Annotated in this window: 16 protein-coding genes; 9 read left to right on the top strand and 7 right to left on the bottom strand. The window is 60.7% G+C overall.

Going from position 1 to position 17,274, the window contains the following annotated elements; translation table 11 throughout:
- Positions 1–50 precede the first annotated feature (50 nt).
- From adk to QRN20_RS04725, 6 genes are all read left to right on the top strand, one after another.
- Entirely contained in the window at positions 51–698 is a 648-nt protein-coding gene (adk, locus tag QRN20_RS04750) for an adenylate kinase (protein WP_122517053.1), read from the top strand.
- 85 nt (positions 699–783) lie between these two features.
- Positions 784–1,458 (top strand): tRNA (adenosine(37)-N6)-threonylcarbamoyltransferase complex dimerization subunit type 1 TsaB, encoded by a 675-nt coding sequence (gene tsaB / locus QRN20_RS04745; RefSeq protein ID WP_029241807.1) that lies wholly within the window; start codon positions 784–786, stop codon positions 1,456–1,458.
- A 198-nt stretch (positions 1,459–1,656) separates the two neighbouring features.
- Positions 1,657–1,968 carry a hypothetical protein gene (locus QRN20_RS04740; RefSeq protein ID WP_025994515.1) on the top strand — a complete coding sequence of 104 codons (312 nt, stop codon included), beginning with the start codon at positions 1,657–1,659 and terminating at the stop codon, positions 1,966–1,968.
- Positions 1,969–1,970: 2 nt separating this feature from the next.
- Complete coding sequence (locus QRN20_RS04735; RefSeq protein ID WP_163005638.1) at positions 1,971–2,834, top strand: DUF72 domain-containing protein; 864 nt, start codon at positions 1,971–1,973, stop codon at positions 2,832–2,834.
- 49 nt (positions 2,835–2,883) lie between these two features.
- Positions 2,884–3,717: an isocitrate lyase/PEP mutase family protein gene (locus QRN20_RS04730; protein WP_029241809.1), complete on the top strand. Its 834-nt coding sequence runs from the start codon at positions 2,884–2,886 to the stop codon at positions 3,715–3,717.
- A gap of 2 nt (positions 3,718–3,719) precedes the next feature.
- Positions 3,720–4,409, top strand: a complete 690-nt coding sequence (locus tag QRN20_RS04725) for an extensin-like domain-containing protein (protein WP_088235809.1) — start codon at positions 3,720–3,722, stop codon at positions 4,407–4,409.
- On the opposite strand, the gene QRN20_RS04720 is transcribed toward QRN20_RS04725, so the two are convergent.
- Positions 4,410–5,030, bottom strand: coding sequence for a hypothetical protein (locus QRN20_RS04720; protein WP_004878953.1), 621 nt, complete (start codon positions 5,028–5,030; stop codon positions 4,410–4,412).
- A 96-nt stretch (positions 5,031–5,126) separates the two neighbouring features.
- On the opposite strand from QRN20_RS04720, the gene QRN20_RS04715 reads away from it, so the two are divergent.
- Positions 5,127–5,921 carry a class I SAM-dependent methyltransferase gene (locus QRN20_RS04715; RefSeq protein WP_122412781.1) on the top strand — a complete coding sequence of 265 codons (795 nt, stop codon included), beginning with the start codon at positions 5,127–5,129 and terminating at the stop codon, positions 5,919–5,921.
- A gap of 18 nt (positions 5,922–5,939) precedes the next feature.
- Here QRN20_RS04715 and QRN20_RS04710 read toward each other — a convergent pair whose 3' ends face one another.
- On the bottom strand, positions 5,940–6,578 hold the full coding sequence (locus tag QRN20_RS04710; RefSeq protein ID WP_057408665.1) for a TetR/AcrR family transcriptional regulator: 639 nt from the start codon (positions 6,576–6,578) through the stop codon (positions 5,940–5,942).
- Positions 6,579–6,669: 91 nt separating this feature from the next.
- On the opposite strand from QRN20_RS04710, the gene QRN20_RS04705 reads away from it, so the two are divergent.
- Together QRN20_RS04705 and QRN20_RS04700 are read left to right on the top strand one after the other, a co-directional pair.
- Positions 6,670–7,770, top strand: coding sequence for an efflux RND transporter periplasmic adaptor subunit (locus QRN20_RS04705; protein WP_122455653.1), 1,101 nt, complete (start codon positions 6,670–6,672; stop codon positions 7,768–7,770).
- Positions 7,771–7,775: 5 nt separating this feature from the next.
- Positions 7,776–10,844, top strand: coding sequence for an efflux RND transporter permease subunit (locus QRN20_RS04700; RefSeq protein ID WP_285360014.1), 3,069 nt, complete (start codon positions 7,776–7,778; stop codon positions 10,842–10,844).
- A 330-nt stretch (positions 10,845–11,174) separates the two neighbouring features.
- Here QRN20_RS04700 and QRN20_RS04695 read toward each other — a convergent pair whose 3' ends face one another.
- The 5 genes from QRN20_RS04695 to dapE form a co-directional block, all read right to left on the bottom strand.
- Positions 11,175–11,864: a DUF4197 domain-containing protein gene (locus tag QRN20_RS04695; RefSeq protein WP_004878979.1), complete on the bottom strand. Its 690-nt coding sequence runs from the start codon at positions 11,862–11,864 to the stop codon at positions 11,175–11,177.
- Positions 11,865–12,092: 228 nt separating this feature from the next.
- The gene (gene plsB / locus QRN20_RS04690) at positions 12,093–14,594 is read right to left on the bottom strand and encodes a glycerol-3-phosphate 1-O-acyltransferase PlsB (RefSeq protein ID WP_122434965.1); all 2,502 of its coding nucleotides are present in this window, start codon (positions 14,592–14,594) and stop codon (positions 12,093–12,095) included.
- A 280-nt stretch (positions 14,595–14,874) separates the two neighbouring features.
- On the bottom strand, positions 14,875–15,252 hold the full coding sequence (locus QRN20_RS04685; protein ID WP_122433918.1) for a hypothetical protein: 378 nt from the start codon (positions 15,250–15,252) through the stop codon (positions 14,875–14,877).
- A 20-nt stretch (positions 15,253–15,272) separates the two neighbouring features.
- Positions 15,273–16,082 (bottom strand): putative RNA methyltransferase, encoded by an 810-nt coding sequence (locus tag QRN20_RS04680; RefSeq protein WP_122424230.1) that lies wholly within the window; start codon positions 16,080–16,082, stop codon positions 15,273–15,275.
- Positions 16,076–17,233: a succinyl-diaminopimelate desuccinylase gene (gene dapE / locus QRN20_RS04675; RefSeq protein WP_058431974.1), complete on the bottom strand. Its 1,158-nt coding sequence runs from the start codon at positions 17,231–17,233 to the stop codon at positions 16,076–16,078. The genes QRN20_RS04680 and dapE overlap by 7 nt, the downstream gene beginning before the upstream one ends.
- Positions 17,234–17,274 lie beyond the last annotated feature (41 nt).

Genomic DNA, 17,274 nt, shown 5'->3' with positions numbered 1-17,274 from the left:
CCTGAGGCGAATCCGATGATTTCCATATAAAAAATTTGAGGAGCATGACGATGCGCGTGATTCTGCTGGGAGCTCCCGGGGCCGGTAAAGGTACTCAGGCAAAATTCATCACTGAAAAGTTCGGCATCCCGCAAATTTCGACAGGCGACATGCTGCGCGCAGCGGTCAAGGCCGGTACAGAACTGGGCATCAAGGCCAAGAGCGTCATGGATTCGGGCGGTCTGGTCTCCGATGATCTGATCATCGGTCTGATCAAGGACCGTCTGGCTGAGCCGGACTGCCAGAACGGCGTGCTGTTCGACGGCTTCCCGCGCACCATTCCACAGGCCGAGGCATTGCTGAAAGCCGGTCTGGAAATCGACCATGTGCTGGAAATCGCTGTTGATGACGAAGAAATCGTCCAGCGTATGTCCGGTCGCCGTGTCCACCCGGCATCCGGTCGCACCTATCATCTGGTTTACAACCCGCCCAAGGTTGAAGGCAAGGACGATGCGACTGGCGAAGATCTGGTTCAGCGCCCTGACGATGTGGCAGAGACCGTGCGTCATCGCCTTGCTGTCTACCACGAGCAGACCAAGCCGCTGGTGGAGTTCTACAGCAAACTGAGCGCTCAGAATGGCAAGCCAAAGTGCAGCCACATCCCTGGCGTCGGTACTGTCGAAGAGATCACCGCCAAAGTGCTGAATGCACTGAGCTGATTCGACATCGCTTCTCGACAATGGCCCGCTTGCGGGCCATTTGTCATTTATACTGCGCCACTTTTCAACGACGACGGACAAACCGATGACCACCTTGCTGGCCCTGGACACCGCCACTGAAGCCTGCTCGGTCGCTTTGCTGCATGACGGCAAGGTACTGAGCCACTACGAGGTGATTCCGCGCCTGCATGCCCAGCGCCTGTTGCCGATGATCAAGGACCTTCTGGCCGAGGCAGGTATTGCGATGTCGGCGCTGGATGCCATTGCGTTCGGCCGTGGTCCGGGTGCATTCACCGGCGTACGGATTGCTATTGGCGTGGTTCAGGGGCTGGCATTCGCGCTGGAGCGTCCGGTATTGCCGGTCTCCAATCTGGCGGTGCTGGCACAGCGAGCCTTTCGCGAGCGGGGCGTGTCGCAGGTGGCGGCCGCCATCGATGCGCGAATGGATGAAGTCTATTGGGGCTGTTATCGCGAAACAGCAGGCGAGATGCGTCTGGTCGGTGCCGAAGCGGTGATGGCGCCGGAGCTGGCCGCATTGCCCGCTGACATAACGGGTGAATGGTTCGGTGCCGGTACGGGGTGGGGCTACGCCGAGCGTATCCCGGTCGCGTTGGCCGGGCATGATGCAAGCCTGTTGCCTCACGCACAGGATCTGCTGACACTGGCCGCCTTTGCCTGGCAGCGCGGCGAAGCCGTTCAGGCCGATGATGCGCAGCCGGTGTATCTGCGTGACAAGGTTGCCACGCCGAAGGCGCGTTAGTACTCGCGCGGCAACTCGCAAGTTATGGCGATTGCAACGGTTGTATCAATTCGCCATCTACCGTTTATCGTTTTAGTGTGACTTAAAACGCTCGAGCTCAAACAATTTGCAATATGTGTGGTCTAGTTAACGTTAGGGAGTTTGCCAGTATCCGGACTGTAACGTTAAATTGCCACTACAGAAGCCGAGTAAATATTGATGCGCATCGACGGACCATCACAACGTTCTTACCCCATCAAGCGAAAGCCGCAGAAGCAGCCTTCGACGGTTGAGGGTTCTTTCGAAGAAGTCACCACCGACATTGATCTGCCGGTGCCTGCGCGCGCGTCCCGTCGCGACGCTGACCAGGGTCCGATCGGCAGTACTGGCAACGTACCTGCACGTCCTCAGGACATCATCTTTCCCCGCTCCATGAGCTCTCGTGTCGCCAATGCCTTGGCCAGTTACCTGACCACGGCCAGCTTTGTGGATTGGGACCTTGAAGTATCGGGGCTCGATCTTCACGTCTGATTGTGTCCGACCTGCCTTATTACCTCGGCTGTCCGTCCTGGAGCGAAAACGCCTGGCGCGATTCGCTGTATCCCGATGACGCCCGCCCGACTGATTTCCTGAGCCTGTACTCGCAGGTTTTCAATGTTGTCGAAGGCAATACCACTTTCTATGCCCGTCCCGCGGCCTCCACCGTGCAGCGTTGGGCTGAAGTGATGCCTGAAGACTTTCGCTTCACCGCTAAATTTCCCCGCGACATCAGCCACGACGGTGACCTGCGCGCCCAAGTAACCGCTGCTGAGATGTTCATTCAATTGATGGCTCCGCTGGGTCAGCGAGTTGCACCGTTCTGGTTGCAACTGTCGGCCAGTTTCACGCCGCAACGCCTGGCTGAACTGGTCGGTTTCATTGATGAACTGAATGTGCCGCTTGCTGTGGAAGTCCGCAACATGGCGTTTTTCATGAAGGGCGATGAGGAGCGCATGCTCAATCGTCTGCTGCTGGATCGCGGTATCGAGCGCATCTGTCTGGATTCGCGTGCCTTGTTCAGTTGCGTATCCAGCGACCTCGCGGTCCTGCACGCGCAGTCCAAGAAACCCAAGGTGCCTGCACGTCCGGCAGCGCTCACTCAGCATCCTCAGGTCCGATTCATTGGCCGCCCCGAGCTTGAGGCCAATGACCCGTTTCTGGTGCAGTGGGTGGAAAAAGTCGCGGTCTGGATCGAAGAAGGGCGGGTGCCTTACGTGTTCCTGCACACACCGGACAACCTGCGCGCGCCCGAGCTGGCGCGACGTTTTCATGAGCAATTGAGGGTGCGCCTGCCAGGGCTGCCACCGCTGCCTGAACTGGATCGAGGTCCGCAGGTGGAGCAGTTGGGCTTGCTCTGAGGTCGATAGGTGTGGGTTGATTGAAGCCCGTCACCCGGAGAGCACGCACATGGACTCGCAACAACTTCTCAAAGCGCAGACGTTCAAGGCCTTGCATGAACGCGGTGGCGCCTTCGTGATGCCCAATCCCTGGGATGCCGGTTCGGCAAAACTGCTGGCCTCGATGGGGTTCGAAGCGTTGGCGACGACCAGCGCGGGCCTCGCGTTTACCTTGGGTCGTCCGGACGCCGAGGGTGCGATAAGCCGTGATGACACGCTCGCCAACGTGGCGGATATCGTGGCGGCCACCTCGCTTCCTGTCGCTGCCGATCTGGAAAACTGCTTCGCCGACAGCCCCGAAGGCTGCGCGCAAACGCTGCTCAAGGCGGCAGCGGCGGGAATCGTGGGTGGCTCCATCGAAGATGCCAGCGGGCGGGCAGACCATCCGATTTACGACTTCGATCTGGCGGTAGAACGCGTCCGGGCTTCGGTCGCTGCGGTGCGCAGCCTGCCGTTCCCGTTCATGCTCACCGCGCGGGCCGAAAACCTGTTGAACGGTCGGATGGATTTCGCTGACACCCTTCGCAGGCTCGAGGCTTACGCCGAAGCCGGGGCGGATGTACTTTACGCTCCTGGCCTTCGTACCCGTGAAGAAGTCATCGCAGTGGTGCGTGCTGTAGCGCCCAGGCCTGTGAATATCCTGATGGGGCTGGGCGGCGTGACACTTTCCGTGGCGGATCTGAGCGAGTGTGGCGTCAAGCGCATCAGCGTCGGCTCCTCGCTTGCCCGTGCGGCATTTGGGGGCCTTTATCGCGCTGCCGAGGAAATCCGCAACTACGGCACCTTTAACTACGCAGGACAGGCGCTGCCCTTCGATCAACTGAACGATCTGTTCAAGGGCTGAGCATGCGTGTGTTTCTGTTGTTGCTGGTTCTGTGTGCGGTCGGAGTGGTTGCGGTTTGGCGTGGCTGGATCGACGTACCGCCGCAATGGAATCCCTGGGCACCGCTGGATGTGCGCGCCGAACCGAATCTGCTGACGCCGTTCAAGCTGTCACGCCTGCGGGATGATCCGGCGCTGTGTGATCAGGTGTTGAGTGCGTCGGGTCTGCGTTTCAGCCGGCAGGCGGACAGCCCGGCGTCGGCGCGATGTCCGCTGGAGAACACCTTGCGTGTGCAGGGCGGCGATGTGGCACTGAGCAGCAGCTTTCTGGCCAGTTGTCCGCTGGCGGTGGCCTACGTGCTGTTCGACATTCACACGCTGCAGCCGGCGGCCGAGACAGTGTTCGGTCAGCGCGTTGCACGTATTGATCACTTGGGCAGTTTTGCCTGCCGCAATATCTATAACCGCGCCAATAGCCGGCTCAGCCAGCATGCGACGGCCAATGCGCTGGACATCGCCGGTTTTCGTCTGGCGGATGGTCAGCGCATCAACCTGCTCAAGGACTGGAATGACGCAGGGGACAAGGGGCGTTTTCTGAGGCTGGTTCGCGACGGAGCCTGCAGGAGTTTCAGCACGGTGCTGGGGCCGGAATACAACGCGGCGCACCGGGATCATTTTCATGTGGACATGGGGCGTTGGCAGGTGTGTCGCTGATCAGGCTGCCATGCGCAGGTTTTGCAGAATCAGCGGACGAGCCCAGACGTTCTCGTAATCGAACTGGCGCTGTTGGGTGGCGATGGTCTTTTCGTCGAGGGGCAGGGCAGGCTTGTCAGCCAGGTCCCATTCGAGCTCTGCGATAGGCAGGTGCAGTGGACGGGTCTGTGGTGCCGGGCCAGGTGTCACATCGCTGTGAGCATTGAGGACGGTAGGGCGCACCCAGTTGCTTTCGAATTCCAGATGACGTTGTTGCTCGATCATGTCGGCAATGCTGAATGGCTCGGCTGGCGGTGGCAGCAGGTCGAGTTCGAATTCGGCGATTGGCAGGAACAGCGGCTCTGGCGGCTTGACCTCGGTGTCGGCCACCGGGCAGGCGCGCTGCTCGACGATCTTGCTCAGGGTCTTGGCGCCTGCGACGGGTTCGCCGGTCTCGACGTCCACTTCCACACTGCTTGGGTGGACGGGAATCGGTGTGCTGTCGGCAACCTGATCAGCCATCGCGCGTGCAAAAGCATCCGACCACAACTGCGTGACACCACCGAGGGTGCGGCTGTTACGGACGCTAAAGTCGCCTGAGTGCGACAAATAGCCAATGGATGTTTGAACAATGTCTGACATAGCGATCAGTACTGGCCTTGGGTCTGGCAAAATGCCGGATACTTGGTTATCGGCAGATTTTGCTGATCATTAACATTTTTTGAGTGTGTAGACGTAATGAGTGAACAGCAGGCAGGCAGTCGTATCCGGGTCGAAGCCCTGACAGCGGACGGGCAGGATCAGGCGACCACATGGGCCGAGCGTCTGGGCCTGCCCTTGCAGGACGAACAGGCTGATTTTGCGCTGCAGGTGACCGACGATGGCCTGCAATTGCAACAGCTGGGTGACGATGCGCCCGGCGCGGTGCGGGTCGATTTTGTCGAAGGAGCGGTGGCCCATCGCAGGCTGTTCGGCGGTGGCACCGGGCAGATGATTGCCAAGGCTGTCGGCATTCAGCCGGGTATCCGCCCCAGCGTGCTGGATGCCACGGCGGGGCTGGGCAAGGATGCGTTCGTACTGGCGAGCCTGGGCTGCGAGATGAGCCTGATCGAGCGGCAACCGATTATCGCTGCGTTGCTGGAAGACGGGCTGTCACGCGGGCGCCATGACCGCGACGTGGGTTCGATCATCGGTCAGATGCGTTTGCTGACCGGCAACTCGATTGAGCTGATTCGTGACTGGCAGGGCGAGGCGCCGCAGGTGATCTACCTCGATCCGATGTTCCCGCACCGGGAAAAAACCGCACTGGTCAAAAAAGAGATGCGCCTGTTCCGTCCGCTGGTAGGCGATGACATGGACGCGCCTGCCTTGCTGGAAGCCGCGCTGGCACTGGCCAGTCACCGTGTGGTCGTCAAGCGTCCGCGCAAGGCGCCCTGCATCGACGGGCCCAAGCCGGGTTATGCGCTGGATGGCAAATCCAGCCGTTATGACATCTATCCGAAGAAAGCCCTCAAGCCCAAGGCTGTGGATTAACCCGGTCGTGCCTGTCCGTCACTGTTCAGGCTGATAGGCCCGCATGAACAGTTTCACGACTTCCTGCACATGCCGCTCAGCGGTATCCGCGTCCGGCGGTGTGCTGCATCCCACCAGCAGCCGGAAGTTGTGAATGCCTTTGACCATGTTCAGAAAGTGCTCGGCAGCCCTGCGCGGGCTTTCGATGCGCAGGCTGCCGGTTGCGTCGATCTCGACCAGCACGCGTTCCATCTCGCTGACGAGCTTTTGCGGACCGGCCTCGAAGAAGATCATCGACAGCTGCGGGTCCTGAGTGCCCAGCGTCACCATCAAGCGATGCAGGTCGAGGGATTCCGGGCTGTTGACCAGACACTGAAAGGCACGGGCGATATTCAGCAGCGCTGTCTCGACCGTCGCGCCTTCTGCCAGATGAAACAGCGCGGCAGGCATCTGCTCTTCGCAACGCGCCACCACGGCGGCTGAAAACAGCGTTTCCTTGTCGGTGAAATGGCTGTAGACCGTGAGTTTGGAGACGCCGGCTTCGCTGGCGATCGCATCCATGCTGGTGTTCACGTAGCCATTGCTGACAAACAGATTCTTCGCGGATTCGAGAATGGCCTTGCGCTTCTCGAGGTCCTTGGGACGGCCGGGGCCGCTGTTGGATGGGGTATCAGGCATAAGGTTCAAATAATGTACTGGTGAGTTTGATAATTTTTAATATACTCGCCAGTACAATTATTCCAAGCCTGTTTTGATGAAGGTTTACATCATGCTCCGCGATGTCATGCCGCTTCTCGTGCCACTGTGTCTGGTCTCGCTGCTGACAGCGTGCGGTCAGGAAACCACCGCCCCGGTTTTCGTGCGCCCCGCGATGGTGGTGCAGCCGCTGCCTTCCGCTCAATCCATGGACAGCTACCCTGGCGAAGTGCGTGCCCGCTTTGAGCCTGAGCTGGCGTTTCGTATTGCCGGCAAGGTCAGCAAGCGGCTGGTCGAGGAGGGGCAGCGGGTCAAGGCCAACCAGCCCCTTGCCGAACTGGATGCGCAGGACGTACGCCTGCAACTGGACGCCACTCGTGCACAGGTCGCTGCCGCCGAAGCCAACCTGCAACTGGTGCGTTCCGAGCGGGATCGGTACAAGACCCTGCTTGATCGGCAGATGGTCAGCCGCTCGCAATACGACAACGCCGAAAACCTCTATCGCGCAGGCGAAGCCCGACTCAAGCAGATCAAGGCCGAGCTGACGGTGGCTGACAATCAGACGGCTTACGCCGTGCTGCGTGCGTCTCAGGACGGCGTGATCGCCAGGCGCTCGGTCGAGGTCGGGCAGGTGGTTGCTGCAGGGCAGACGGTCTTCACCCTGGCCACCGACGGTGAGCGAGAAGTGCTGATCAGCCTTCCGGAACAGAATTTTGCCCGCTTCAAGGTCGGTCAGCCGGTCTCTGTCGAACTCTGGACACTGCGTGATCAGCGCTTCCCAGGCCGTATTCGTGAGCTGTCACCGTCCGCTGATCCCCGTTCGCGCACCTTTGCGGCGCGGGTGGCGTTTGCCAGCGGGCAGGTTCCCGCAGAGCTTGGCCAGAGCGCGCGGGTATTCATTGCGGCCGAGCATGCCGTGCCGCTGGCGGTGCCGCTCTCGGCAGTCACCGCCGAGAACGGAGCGACGTATGTCTGGCGTGTCAGCCCTGACAGCACTGTGACGCGAGTCCCGGTCCAGGTTGGCCCGTACGGTCAGGAGTCGGTGCCAATCGTTCAGGGTGTTCAGGAAACCGACTGGATCGTGGCCGCGGGTGGGCATGTATTGCGTGAGGGTGAGCGTGTCCGTCCGGTGGATCGCAGCAATCGGGCCGTGAAACTGGCTGCCAAGGAGTAGGCCCGATGCACTTCAATCTTTCCGAATGGGCACTGCGTCACCGCCAGGTTGTGCTGTACCTGATGATCGTTCTGGCCATCGTCGGTGCGCTGTCTTACACCAAACTGGGACAGAGCGAAGACCCGCCCTTCACCTTCAAGGCCATGGTGATCCGCACTTTGTGGCCGGGCGCCAGCGCCGAAGAAGTGGCGCGGCAGGTCACGGATCGCATCGAAAAGAAACTGATGGAAACCGGTGAGTACGAGCGCATTGCGTCGTTCTCGCGGCCGGGAGAATCCACCGTCACCTTCGTGGCGCGTGACTCGATCTTTTCCGCCTACCTGCCTGATCTCTGGTATCAGATCCGCAAGAAGGTCGGTGATATTCGCCAGAGCCTGCCGCCCGACGTTCAGGGGCCGTTTTTCAACGATGAGTTTGGTACGACCTTCGGCAATATCTATGCGCTGACCGGCCAGGGTTTTGATTACGCGGTACTCAAGGATTACGCCGACCGGATTCAGATTCAGCTGCAACGGGTCAAGGATGTCGGCAAGGTCGAGCTGATCGGCCTGCAGGACGAGAAGATCTGGATCGAGCTGTCCAACGTCAAGCTGGCCACGCTGGGCTTGCCGTTGCAGCAGGTGCAACAGGCACTGCAGGCGCAGAACGCGGTGTCCTCGGCAAGCTTCTTCGAGACTTCCAGCGAACGCATCCAGCTGCGGGTCAGCGGGCAGTTTCAAAGCGTGGACGAGATCCGTAACTTCCCGATCCGCGTGGGCGACCGCACGTTTCGAATCAGCGATCTGGCGGATGTACACCGTGGCTTCAACGACCCGCCTGCGCCGCGCATGCGCTTCATGGACGAGGATGCGATTGGTCTGGCAGTGGCCATGAAGGACGGCGGCGACATTCTGGTGCTGGGACGAGCGCTGGAAACCGAGTTCGCCCGGTTACAGAAAAACCTTCCGGTCGGCATGCAGTTGCGCAAGGTGTCCGATCAGCCAGCTGCGGTGAAGACCGGTGTCGGCGAGTTCGTTCAGGTACTGGCCGAAGCGTTGATCATCGTGTTGCTTGTGAGCTTCTTCTCGCTGGGTGTCCGCACCGGCATGGTCGTCGCGCTGGCCATTCCGCTGGTGCTGGCGATGACCTTTGCGACCATGTATTACCTGGGCATCGGCCTGCACAAGATTTCGCTGGGGGCGCTGGTGCTTGCCCTGGGTCTGTTGGTGGACGACGCGATCATTGCCGTGGAAATGATGGCGATCAAAATGGAGCAGGGCTACGACCGGCTCAAGGCCGCCAGCTTCGCCTGGACCAGTACGGCATTCCCGATGCTGACCGGCACGCTGATCACGGCAGCGGGCTTCTTGCCGATTGCCACCGCGCAATCGAGTACCGGTGAGTACACACGTTCGATCTTTCAGGTGGTGACCATCGCGCTCATCGCCTCGTGGATCGCGGCAGTCATGTTCGTGCCTTATCTGGGCGACCGCCTGTTGCCGGATCTCGCCAAGCGGCATGCAGCCAAGCATGGCAGCCATGCCCCCGATCCCTATGCGACGCCGTTCTACAAACGTGTCCGCGCACTGGTGGGCTGGTGCGTACGGCGCCGCAAGACCGTTATTGTCGCCACGGTCGGTTTGTTCGTCCTGTCGGTGGTGATGTTCAAGTTTGTCCCGCAGCAGTTCTTCCCGGCTTCCGGGCGTCTGGAACTGATGGTGGACCTGAAGCTGGCCGAAGGCTCGTCGCTGGTCAATACCGGCGAGCAGGTCAAGCGTCTGGAACAGATGCTCAAGGGCCACGAAGGCATCGACAATTACGTCGCTTACGTGGGCACCGGCTCGCCGCGTTTCTACCTGCCACTGGACCAGCAACTGCCTGCGCCCAGCTTCGCCCAGTTCGTGGTGCTCACCCGCAGCATCGAAGATCGCGAGGCGCTGCGCAGCTGGTTGATCACTCATCTCAATGAGCAGTTTCCGACCCTGCGCTCCAGGGTGACGCGTCTGGAAAACGGCCCGCCTGTGGGCTATCCGGTGCAGTTTCGCGTCACTGGCGAGCACATCGAAGTGGTCAGGGCGCTGGCGCGCAAGGTGCAGGACAAGGTTCGCGAGAATCCTCATGTGTCCAATGTCCACCTGGACTGGGAGGAGCCGAGCAAAGTCGTGCACCTGAACATCGATCAGGATCGCGCACGGGCGCTGGGCGTGACCACCGCCGACCTCTCGGCCTTCCTGCGCAACTCGCTCACCGGTTCAACCGTCAGTCAGTATCGCGAAGACGACGAACTGGTAGACATCATGGTGCGCGGCACACGCAATGAGCGCGAGCAGCTGGAAGCGCTGTCCAGTCTGGCCGTTCCGACGCAAAACGGCGCCAGCGTCGCGCTGTCTCAGGTGGCGACGCTGGAGTACGGATTTGAAGAAGGCGTGATCTGGCACCGCAACCGCCTGCCCAGTGTGACCGTGCGTGCTGACATCTATGGCAAGGATCAACCGGCGACGCTGGTGAAGCAGATCATGCCGACCCTGGATGGGGTACGCGCCGAGTTGCCGGACGGTTATCTGCTGGAGGTTGGCGGTACGGTGGAGGATTCCGCACGCGGACAGAACTCGGTGAACGCAGGCGTTCCCTTGTTCATCGTGGTCGTGTTGACCCTGCTGATGATCCAGTTGCGCAGCTTCTCACGCATGCTCATGGTGTTCGTGACCGCACCGCTTGGCCTGATCGGGGTGACGCTGTTCCTGCTGATCTTCAATCAACCGTTCGGCTTCGTGGCCATGCTGGGCACCATTGCGCTGTCGGGGATGATCATGCGCAACTCGGTGATTCTGGTGGATCAGATCGAGCAGGACATCGCCGCAGGCCTGGATCAGTGGTACGCGATCATCGAAGCCACAGTGCGTCGCTTCCGGCCCATTGTATTGACGGCTCTTGCGGCCGTACTGGCAATGATCCCGCTGTCGCGCAGCCTGTTCTTCGGCCCGATGGCCGTGGCCATCATGGGCGGCCTGATCGTCGCCACTGCGCTGACGTTGCTGTTTCTGCCCGCGCTGTATGCGGCGTGGTTCAGGGTGAAGAAGGTTGAGGGCATGTAAGTCGGCTGACATCGAGGCGAGTATCGGGCCGTGGGAGGCGTCACTACGTCTTCGACGTAGCGCTGCCGCGCAGCAAACACCGGACTGTGGGCGCGGACTTGTCCGCGAAGAGGTGGTACAGCCGATGAAAGTTCAGCGACTGAAATGCAGCATTCGCGGACAAACGGAACGCCGCCCGGTCCGCTCCCACAAAATCCAGTTTCTTCAGTGGCTTACAGGTTGTTCGATAAGAGGCGGCTTGCCGGCGATGAACGATGACGCGTTTTTTCTGGCATACCGCGTCGACCTCATCGCCGGCAACCCGCCTCCCACGAGTTCATGACGACGTACTTACAACGCGCCAAACACTTTCTTCGCCAGTCCTGTTGCGGCGGCGGCCGGGTTGGCGCGGATGCTTTCTTCCTGCTTGGCGATCATCTCGAACAGGCCATTGAGCGCCTGCTCTGTCACGTAGCTTTCGATGTTCGCGCTTTTGGTGTCCAGCAGGCCCAGTGATGACGCCTTGCCTGCGAACGCGTTGTACTTCTGCGCCAGACCGACCTGATCGGTGGCTTTCTTGACGATGGGCAGGAATTTGGTACGGATCTGCTCGCGGCTGCTACTGCTCAAGTATTGCGTTGCCGAATCCTTGCCACCGCTGAGAATCGACTTGGCGTCGGTCACGCTCATCTTCTTCACCGCATCCACCAGCAGCGCCTGGGCTTGTGGGACGGCAGCTTCTGCTGCCTGGTTCATGCTGGTTTCCAGCTGATCGACCTGAGTGCCCATGCCGAGCATTTTCATTTTCTTGGCGACCTGACCCAGTTTGCCTGGTAGTTCGATACGCACTTCCTCGTTCTTGCTGAAACCACCCGGCACGCCCAGTTGCTTGACCGCAACCTGTGCGCCCTGGGTCAGGGCATCCTTGAGGCCGCCCGTAGCATCGGATTGCGACAGATCACCCAGCGACAGGGCGAAGACGTTGGCCGACAGCAGCAGGCCTGCACAGAGGCCGGCAAAGGAAAACGTGGGGCGAAGCATGGCAGCATCCTTTTTGGTGAGGTCTTGGAAGCAGCGTCGAGGCAGATATCGGCGCTGTATGCATTGAGCGTATCAGGAAGTCGGTGCGGGTGTTTGACACCGGGAAAATGAGCGAGGCTCAAACGAGCATCAGGCGGACCCTATATGGGGCGAGCGAGGGGGCACGGCTGCTGGACGGACAGCGGGGCACGAAAATGCCCCGCTGACACAGGCTTCTTCAAGTGAGAACTACGCCGCTCCTTCCTCGGCGCTGATGTTTTGCTCATCTTCACCGCTATGCAATGCCACCTGACGGATCGACAACCTGATTTCGGCTGGCAATACGCGTTTCGCGGCGCCTTCAGCCAGTTCACCCAGCAGCGGGTGGTAACTCAGCTTGCCCGCTGTGTCCTTGCGCAATACGCCCAGGTCGAGCAGGGTCTGGATGAAGTGGCGGAACAGGCTCTTGTCGAAGAATTCCGGCGCGTTGAGGCCGTGCAGAATCGACAGTCGCTGGGCCATGACCGTACACAGGTCTTCCAGCTCTTCGGGAGTCAGGCTTTTCTGACCGCTGTTGAGCAGCAGAGCGATGGCCATGTAAAAGCGCTGCAGGGTCTGGGCGATGGCGCGGGACAGCAGGGTCAACAGCACGAACTCGCGCGAGCTTGGCTCCGGGCGGATGTACACGTCGTCCTTGCGACGCAGCAGGCCCTGCTCGACAAAGGCGGCCAGCCACTGATCCACGACCTCATCCAGCTCGTTGAGCGGCCAGCGGATGAACAGCTCGGATTGAAGGTATGGATACAGCGCCCGTGTGTAGCGCAGGACCAGCTCCCGGCTCATGCGCGAAGAACTCTGGAAGAAACTGGCCAGCAACGACGGCAGCGCAAAAATGTGCAGCACGTTGTTGCGGTAGTAGGTCATCAGCACCGCGTTCTGTTCGTTCAGGTACAGGATCTTGCCCAGCGCATCCTTCTGTTCGGCCAGCAGGTCCATGCCTTTCACGTGCTCGATCAACGCACGGCCGTCGCCTTCCGGCAGCGTGGTGTGAGGGGAATACGGGACTGCGCGCAGCAGCGTCAGGTACAGGTCGAGCACCCGTTCCATGGCCTGGTCATCCAGCGCCAGACGATGCGTCGACAGCAACGCCACGGCTACCAGATTCATCGGGTTGACGGCAGCCGCTTCGTTCAAGTGCTGAGCCACGCGCTCACCCAGACGATGGGTGGTGCCGCTCAGCCAGTCCGGTTTGAATTGCGGGGCCAGCTCCTGTTCACGCCAGTCCGGCTGTTCGGAGTCGAGAAACTCTGCCAGCTTGATCGGTTCGCCGAAGTTCACCGACACCTGACCGAAGCGCTGCTTGAGCGCGCCGATGACTTTGAAGATGTCGAAGATCGATTCTTTCTTTTTGGTCGCACCGCGCAGTTCGCCCAGGTACGTACGGCCTTCAAGTACGCGCTCGTAACCGATGTACACCGGGATGAACACGATGGGCATGCGCGAATTGCGCAAGAAGCTGCGCATCGTGATGGCCAGCATGCCAGTCTTGGGTTGCAGCATGCGCCCGGTACGCGAGCGGCCGCCTTCCACGAAATACTCGACCGGGAAACCCTTGGTGAACAGGGTGTGCAGGTATTCATTGAACACTGCGGTGTACAGCGGGTTGCCCTTGAACGTGCGACGCATGAAAAACGCGCCGCCGCGCCGCAACAGACTGCCGATGACCGGCATGTTGAGGTTGATGCCCGCAGCAATGTGCGGGGGCGTCAGACCATTGCGAAACAGCAGGTAGGAGAGCAGCAGGTAATCGATATGGCTGCGATGGCAAGGCACATAAATCACTTCATGACCCGGCGCGACTTCCTGCACGCCTTCGATGTGGCTGACCTTGATGCCGTCGTAAATCTTGTTCCAGAACCAGCTCAGCACCACTTCCAGAAAACGGATCGCCGAATAGGTGTAGTCCGAAGCGATCTCGTTGCCGTAACGCAGTGCCAGCTCGCGAGCCTTTTCCTGGGAAATCTTTTCGCGCTGGGCTTCCTCAAGAATTGCCTGCTTGACCAGCGGCTCGTCCAGCAGCCCCTTGACCACGTTGCGCCGGTGCGACACGTCGGGTCCGATCACTGCGCTCTTCAGGTTGCGAAAGTGCACGCGCAGCAGACGTTGGGTCATGCGCAGGGTCAGCTCGTAGCCCTTGTTCTCGTCGACCAGCTCACGCAGGTGGATGGGGGCGGAAAACTGCACACGGGTCTTGCGGCCCAGAATCAGAATGCTCACCAGACGACGCAGGCGTCCTGTGACCGCCCAGCTGTCGGCGAACAGCAGCTTCCAGGCGCTCGACTCGCGATCAGGCGACTGGCCCCAGAACACGCTGACTGGAATGATCTGCGCATCCTCGGTCGGGTTCTGACCGACCGCAGCCACCAGCCGCTCCAGCGTCGGTGGCGCACCGCGCTTGTCGTGACGGCCTAGCCAGTCGGGAGAGGGCGTCAGGTAGAAGAACGCAGCAGGCTCCATCAGATCGCCGACCGACACCGACAACACCGGGCGAGGCAGACCGGCCTTGCGGCATTCGGTGTCGAGCACGGCCAGATCGCTGATCGACGGCGATTGCAGGGCGTAGAACACCGGCCGGCTGCGATCCAGATTGAGCGTGAAAGACGATTGATTGATGGTTTCCGAGCGAACCCAGAGGTACAGCAAACGGCGCAGCGTGCCGAATACAAGACGGCGGAACGGAGAGCGGGTCATACGGCTTCTGCTGAATAAAGGGCGACTGCCCGAGATGGCGTCAGTGTGACGCATCCGGAGACTATGGGCAAAAGCGGTGAAGTGATGCAGAGCTTCACGGGCTAAATGCCCACGCGATGGGCACGATCAGTGTGCTTGATATCCCTGATCGTTCCCACGCTCCAGCGTGGTAACGCCTCTCAGGACGCTCCGCGTCCGGGCTGCAGGTCAACGCTATGCGTCGGCATGATCAGTTCGGCAGGGTTTGTGACTGTTGTTGAGTCCGCTGCAATCCTGTCGCTTACGACGTCTTCCAGGTGATCTCCTCTTCACCGTCGGCGCTGATGCGCATCCAGCGATCGGCGGTATCGTCGCTTTCCTCTTCCACCCATGTCCCGGGTGCGCAGCGCACTTCCACGTTCAGCGCAGCAAACGCGGCGCGGGCGCAGGCGATGTCGTCGTCCCATGGCGTCTGGTCGCTTTCCAGGTACAGGCTGTTCCACTTGCCCACGGCCTTCGGCAGCCAGGTCACAGGCACGTTGCCTGCCTTGCACTTCCAGGTCTGGCCTTTCTGTGCCCACTCGCTGCAGGGGCCAATGGCGTCGCCGAGCCACTGGGCGATGGCCTTGTGGTCGACGTCTTCGTCTTTCAGATAAATCTCGATATCGGGTTGGCGCATGGGTGCCTCTTTTTGAATGCTTATTGCAGCACGAAATAATCGTAGCGCATGGAAACGGTGACCTTGAATGGTCCGGGCTGTTCGATGACAGCGGTGCGACGTTCGGCACTGGCGCGCCAGCCATGAGGCGTCATGGCCAGCAGATCGGCGCGTGACTGACCGTCGATCAGCTTCAGGGTATAGCGCAACGTTTCGCTGTGCTGGAGTTGCATGCCTTCGGGGACCAGCGCCAAGTGTTTGTCATCCGCGTAATCGCGCACTTCGTCATACAGACGCTGGCGCAGCTCCATCAGGTGGTCGTTGGTCGGCCCGACGCGCATCAGCCCGCCACCGGGTGTCAACAGGCGCTTGGCTTCTGTCCAGTCCAGCGGGCTGAAGACGCTGGCCAGAAACTGACAACTGGCGTCCGGCAACGGCACGCGGGCCATGCTCGCCACCATCCACGTCACTTTCGGATCGCGACGGCAGGCGCGCTTCACGGCTTCGCGGGAGATATCCAGCGCATACCCGTCGGACCTTGGCAGGGCTTCGGCAATTTGCGCGGTGTAATAACCCTCGCCACAGCCGATGTCCAGCCAGTGAGCGGGCATACGTTCAGCCGCGAGTTCAGCGAGCCTGCGGGCTACCGGTGCGTAATGGCCCGCGTTGAGAAAATCACGCCGCGCCTCGACCATCGCCTGATTGTCGCCAGGGTCGCGGCTGTTCTTGTGCTGCACCGGCAACAGGTTCAGATAACCCTGCCGCGCACGGTCAAAGCGATGATTGGCGGGACAGACCACGCCATTGTCGGCCGAAGCGAGCGGCCCTGAGCAGATAGGACAAGTCAGCATCTGGCGAGCAACTTGACCAGTGTCTGGTAGTAGATCTCGGTCAATACATCAAGATCGCTGGCCAGAATGCGCTCGTTGACCTGATGGATCGTCGCGTTGACCGGGCCCAGTTCGACGACCTGAGTGCCCAGCGTCGCGATGAAGCGCCCATCGGAGGTACCGCCACTGGTCGAAGCCTTGGTGTCGCGGCCGGTCACGCTCTTGATGCTCGCAGACACAGCGTCCAGCAGGGCACCCGGTTCGGTCAGGAATGGCAGGCCGGACAGCGCCCAATCGATGTGCCAGTCCAGTTCATGCTTGTCGAGAATGTCGGCTACCCGTTGCTGCAGTCCTTCGACGGTCGACTCGGTGGAGAAGCGGAAATTGAACACCGCCACCAGATCGCCCGGAATCACGTTGGTCGCGCCGGTGCCAGAATTGAGGTTGGAAATCTGGAAGCTGGTCGGTGGAAAGAAGTCGTTGCCGTTATCCCAGTGCTCGGCAGCCAGCTCGGCCAGCGCGCCTGCAGTCAGGTGAATCGGGTTCTTCGCCAGATGCGGATAGGCAACATGACCCTGCTTGCCACGCACCGTGAGTTTGGCGCCCAGCGAACCGCGACGACCGTTCTTGACCACATCGCCCACCAGCGTGGTGCTCGACGGCTCGCCGACGATGCACCAGTCCAGACGCTCCTTGCGCGCCGCCAGACGCTCGACGACCGCCTTGGTGCCGTGATGCGCCGGACCCTCTTCATCGCTGGTGATCAGAAATGCAACCGAACCACGGTGGTCCGGATGGTCAGCCACGAAACGCTCGGCCGCCACTAGCATGGCCGCCAGACTGCCCTTCATGTCCGCTGCGCCACGTCCGCACAGCATGCCGTGCTCGTCGATCAACGCATCGAACGGGTCGTTCTCCCAGGCCGTGACCGGGCCGGTCGGCACCACATCGGTGTGACCGGCAAAACACAGCACCGGACCTTCGTGGTTGCCATGGGTCGCCCAGAAATTGTCCACGTCTTCGATACGCATCGGCTCAAGCTTGAAACCGGCATCGCCCAGGCGCTGCATCATCACGGTCTGGCAGTCGGCATCGACTGGTGTGACCGACGGTCGACGGATCAGGTCGCAGGCAAGCTGCAGGGTAGGCGAAAGATCGGAAGGGGCCGTCATGTACAGAACTCCGGTAGCAAGACTGGGGGCGCGAAAAGGCC

The organism is Pseudomonas sp. fls2-241-TYG-175 (assembly GCF_030209155.1).
GTDB classification, from domain to species: Bacteria; Pseudomonadota; Gammaproteobacteria; order Pseudomonadales; family Pseudomonadaceae; genus Aquipseudomonas; species Aquipseudomonas viridiflava.
This window is presented reverse-complemented; position numbering and strand designations above follow the sequence as displayed.

Excerpts from the sequence above, each read along its gene's own strand:
- adk (WP_122517053.1), top strand. The coding sequence starts at position 51 with ATGCGCGTGATTCTGCTGGGAGCTCCCGGGGCCGGTAAAGGTACTCAG.
- tsaB (WP_029241807.1), top strand. The coding sequence starts at position 784 with ATGACCACCTTGCTGGCCCTGGACACCGCCACTGAAGCCTGCTCGGTC.
- QRN20_RS04740 (WP_025994515.1), top strand. The coding sequence starts at position 1,657 with ATGCGCATCGACGGACCATCACAACGTTCTTACCCCATCAAGCGAAAG.
- QRN20_RS04730 (WP_029241809.1), top strand. The coding sequence starts at position 2,884 with ATGGACTCGCAACAACTTCTCAAAGCGCAGACGTTCAAGGCCTTGCAT.
- QRN20_RS04725 (WP_088235809.1), top strand. The coding sequence starts at position 3,720 with ATGCGTGTGTTTCTGTTGTTGCTGGTTCTGTGTGCGGTCGGAGTGGTT.
- QRN20_RS04720 (WP_004878953.1), bottom strand. The coding sequence starts at position 5,030 with ATGTCAGACATTGTTCAAACATCCATTGGCTATTTGTCGCACTCAGGC.
- QRN20_RS04715 (WP_122412781.1), top strand. The coding sequence starts at position 5,127 with ATGAGTGAACAGCAGGCAGGCAGTCGTATCCGGGTCGAAGCCCTGACA.
- QRN20_RS04710 (WP_057408665.1), bottom strand. The coding sequence starts at position 6,578 with ATGCCTGATACCCCATCCAACAGCGGCCCCGGCCGTCCCAAGGACCTC.
- QRN20_RS04705 (WP_122455653.1), top strand. The coding sequence starts at position 6,670 with ATGCTCCGCGATGTCATGCCGCTTCTCGTGCCACTGTGTCTGGTCTCG.
- QRN20_RS04700 (WP_285360014.1), top strand. The coding sequence starts at position 7,776 with ATGCACTTCAATCTTTCCGAATGGGCACTGCGTCACCGCCAGGTTGTG.
- QRN20_RS04695 (WP_004878979.1), bottom strand. The coding sequence starts at position 11,864 with ATGCTTCGCCCCACGTTTTCCTTTGCCGGCCTCTGTGCAGGCCTGCTG.
- plsB (WP_122434965.1), bottom strand. The coding sequence starts at position 14,594 with ATGACCCGCTCTCCGTTCCGCCGTCTTGTATTCGGCACGCTGCGCCGT.
- QRN20_RS04685 (WP_122433918.1), bottom strand. The coding sequence starts at position 15,252 with ATGCGCCAACCCGATATCGAGATTTATCTGAAAGACGAAGACGTCGAC.
- QRN20_RS04680 (WP_122424230.1), bottom strand. The coding sequence starts at position 16,082 with ATGCTGACTTGTCCTATCTGCTCAGGGCCGCTCGCTTCGGCCGACAAT.
- dapE (WP_058431974.1), bottom strand. The coding sequence starts at position 17,233 with ATGACGGCCCCTTCCGATCTTTCGCCTACCCTGCAGCTTGCCTGCGAC.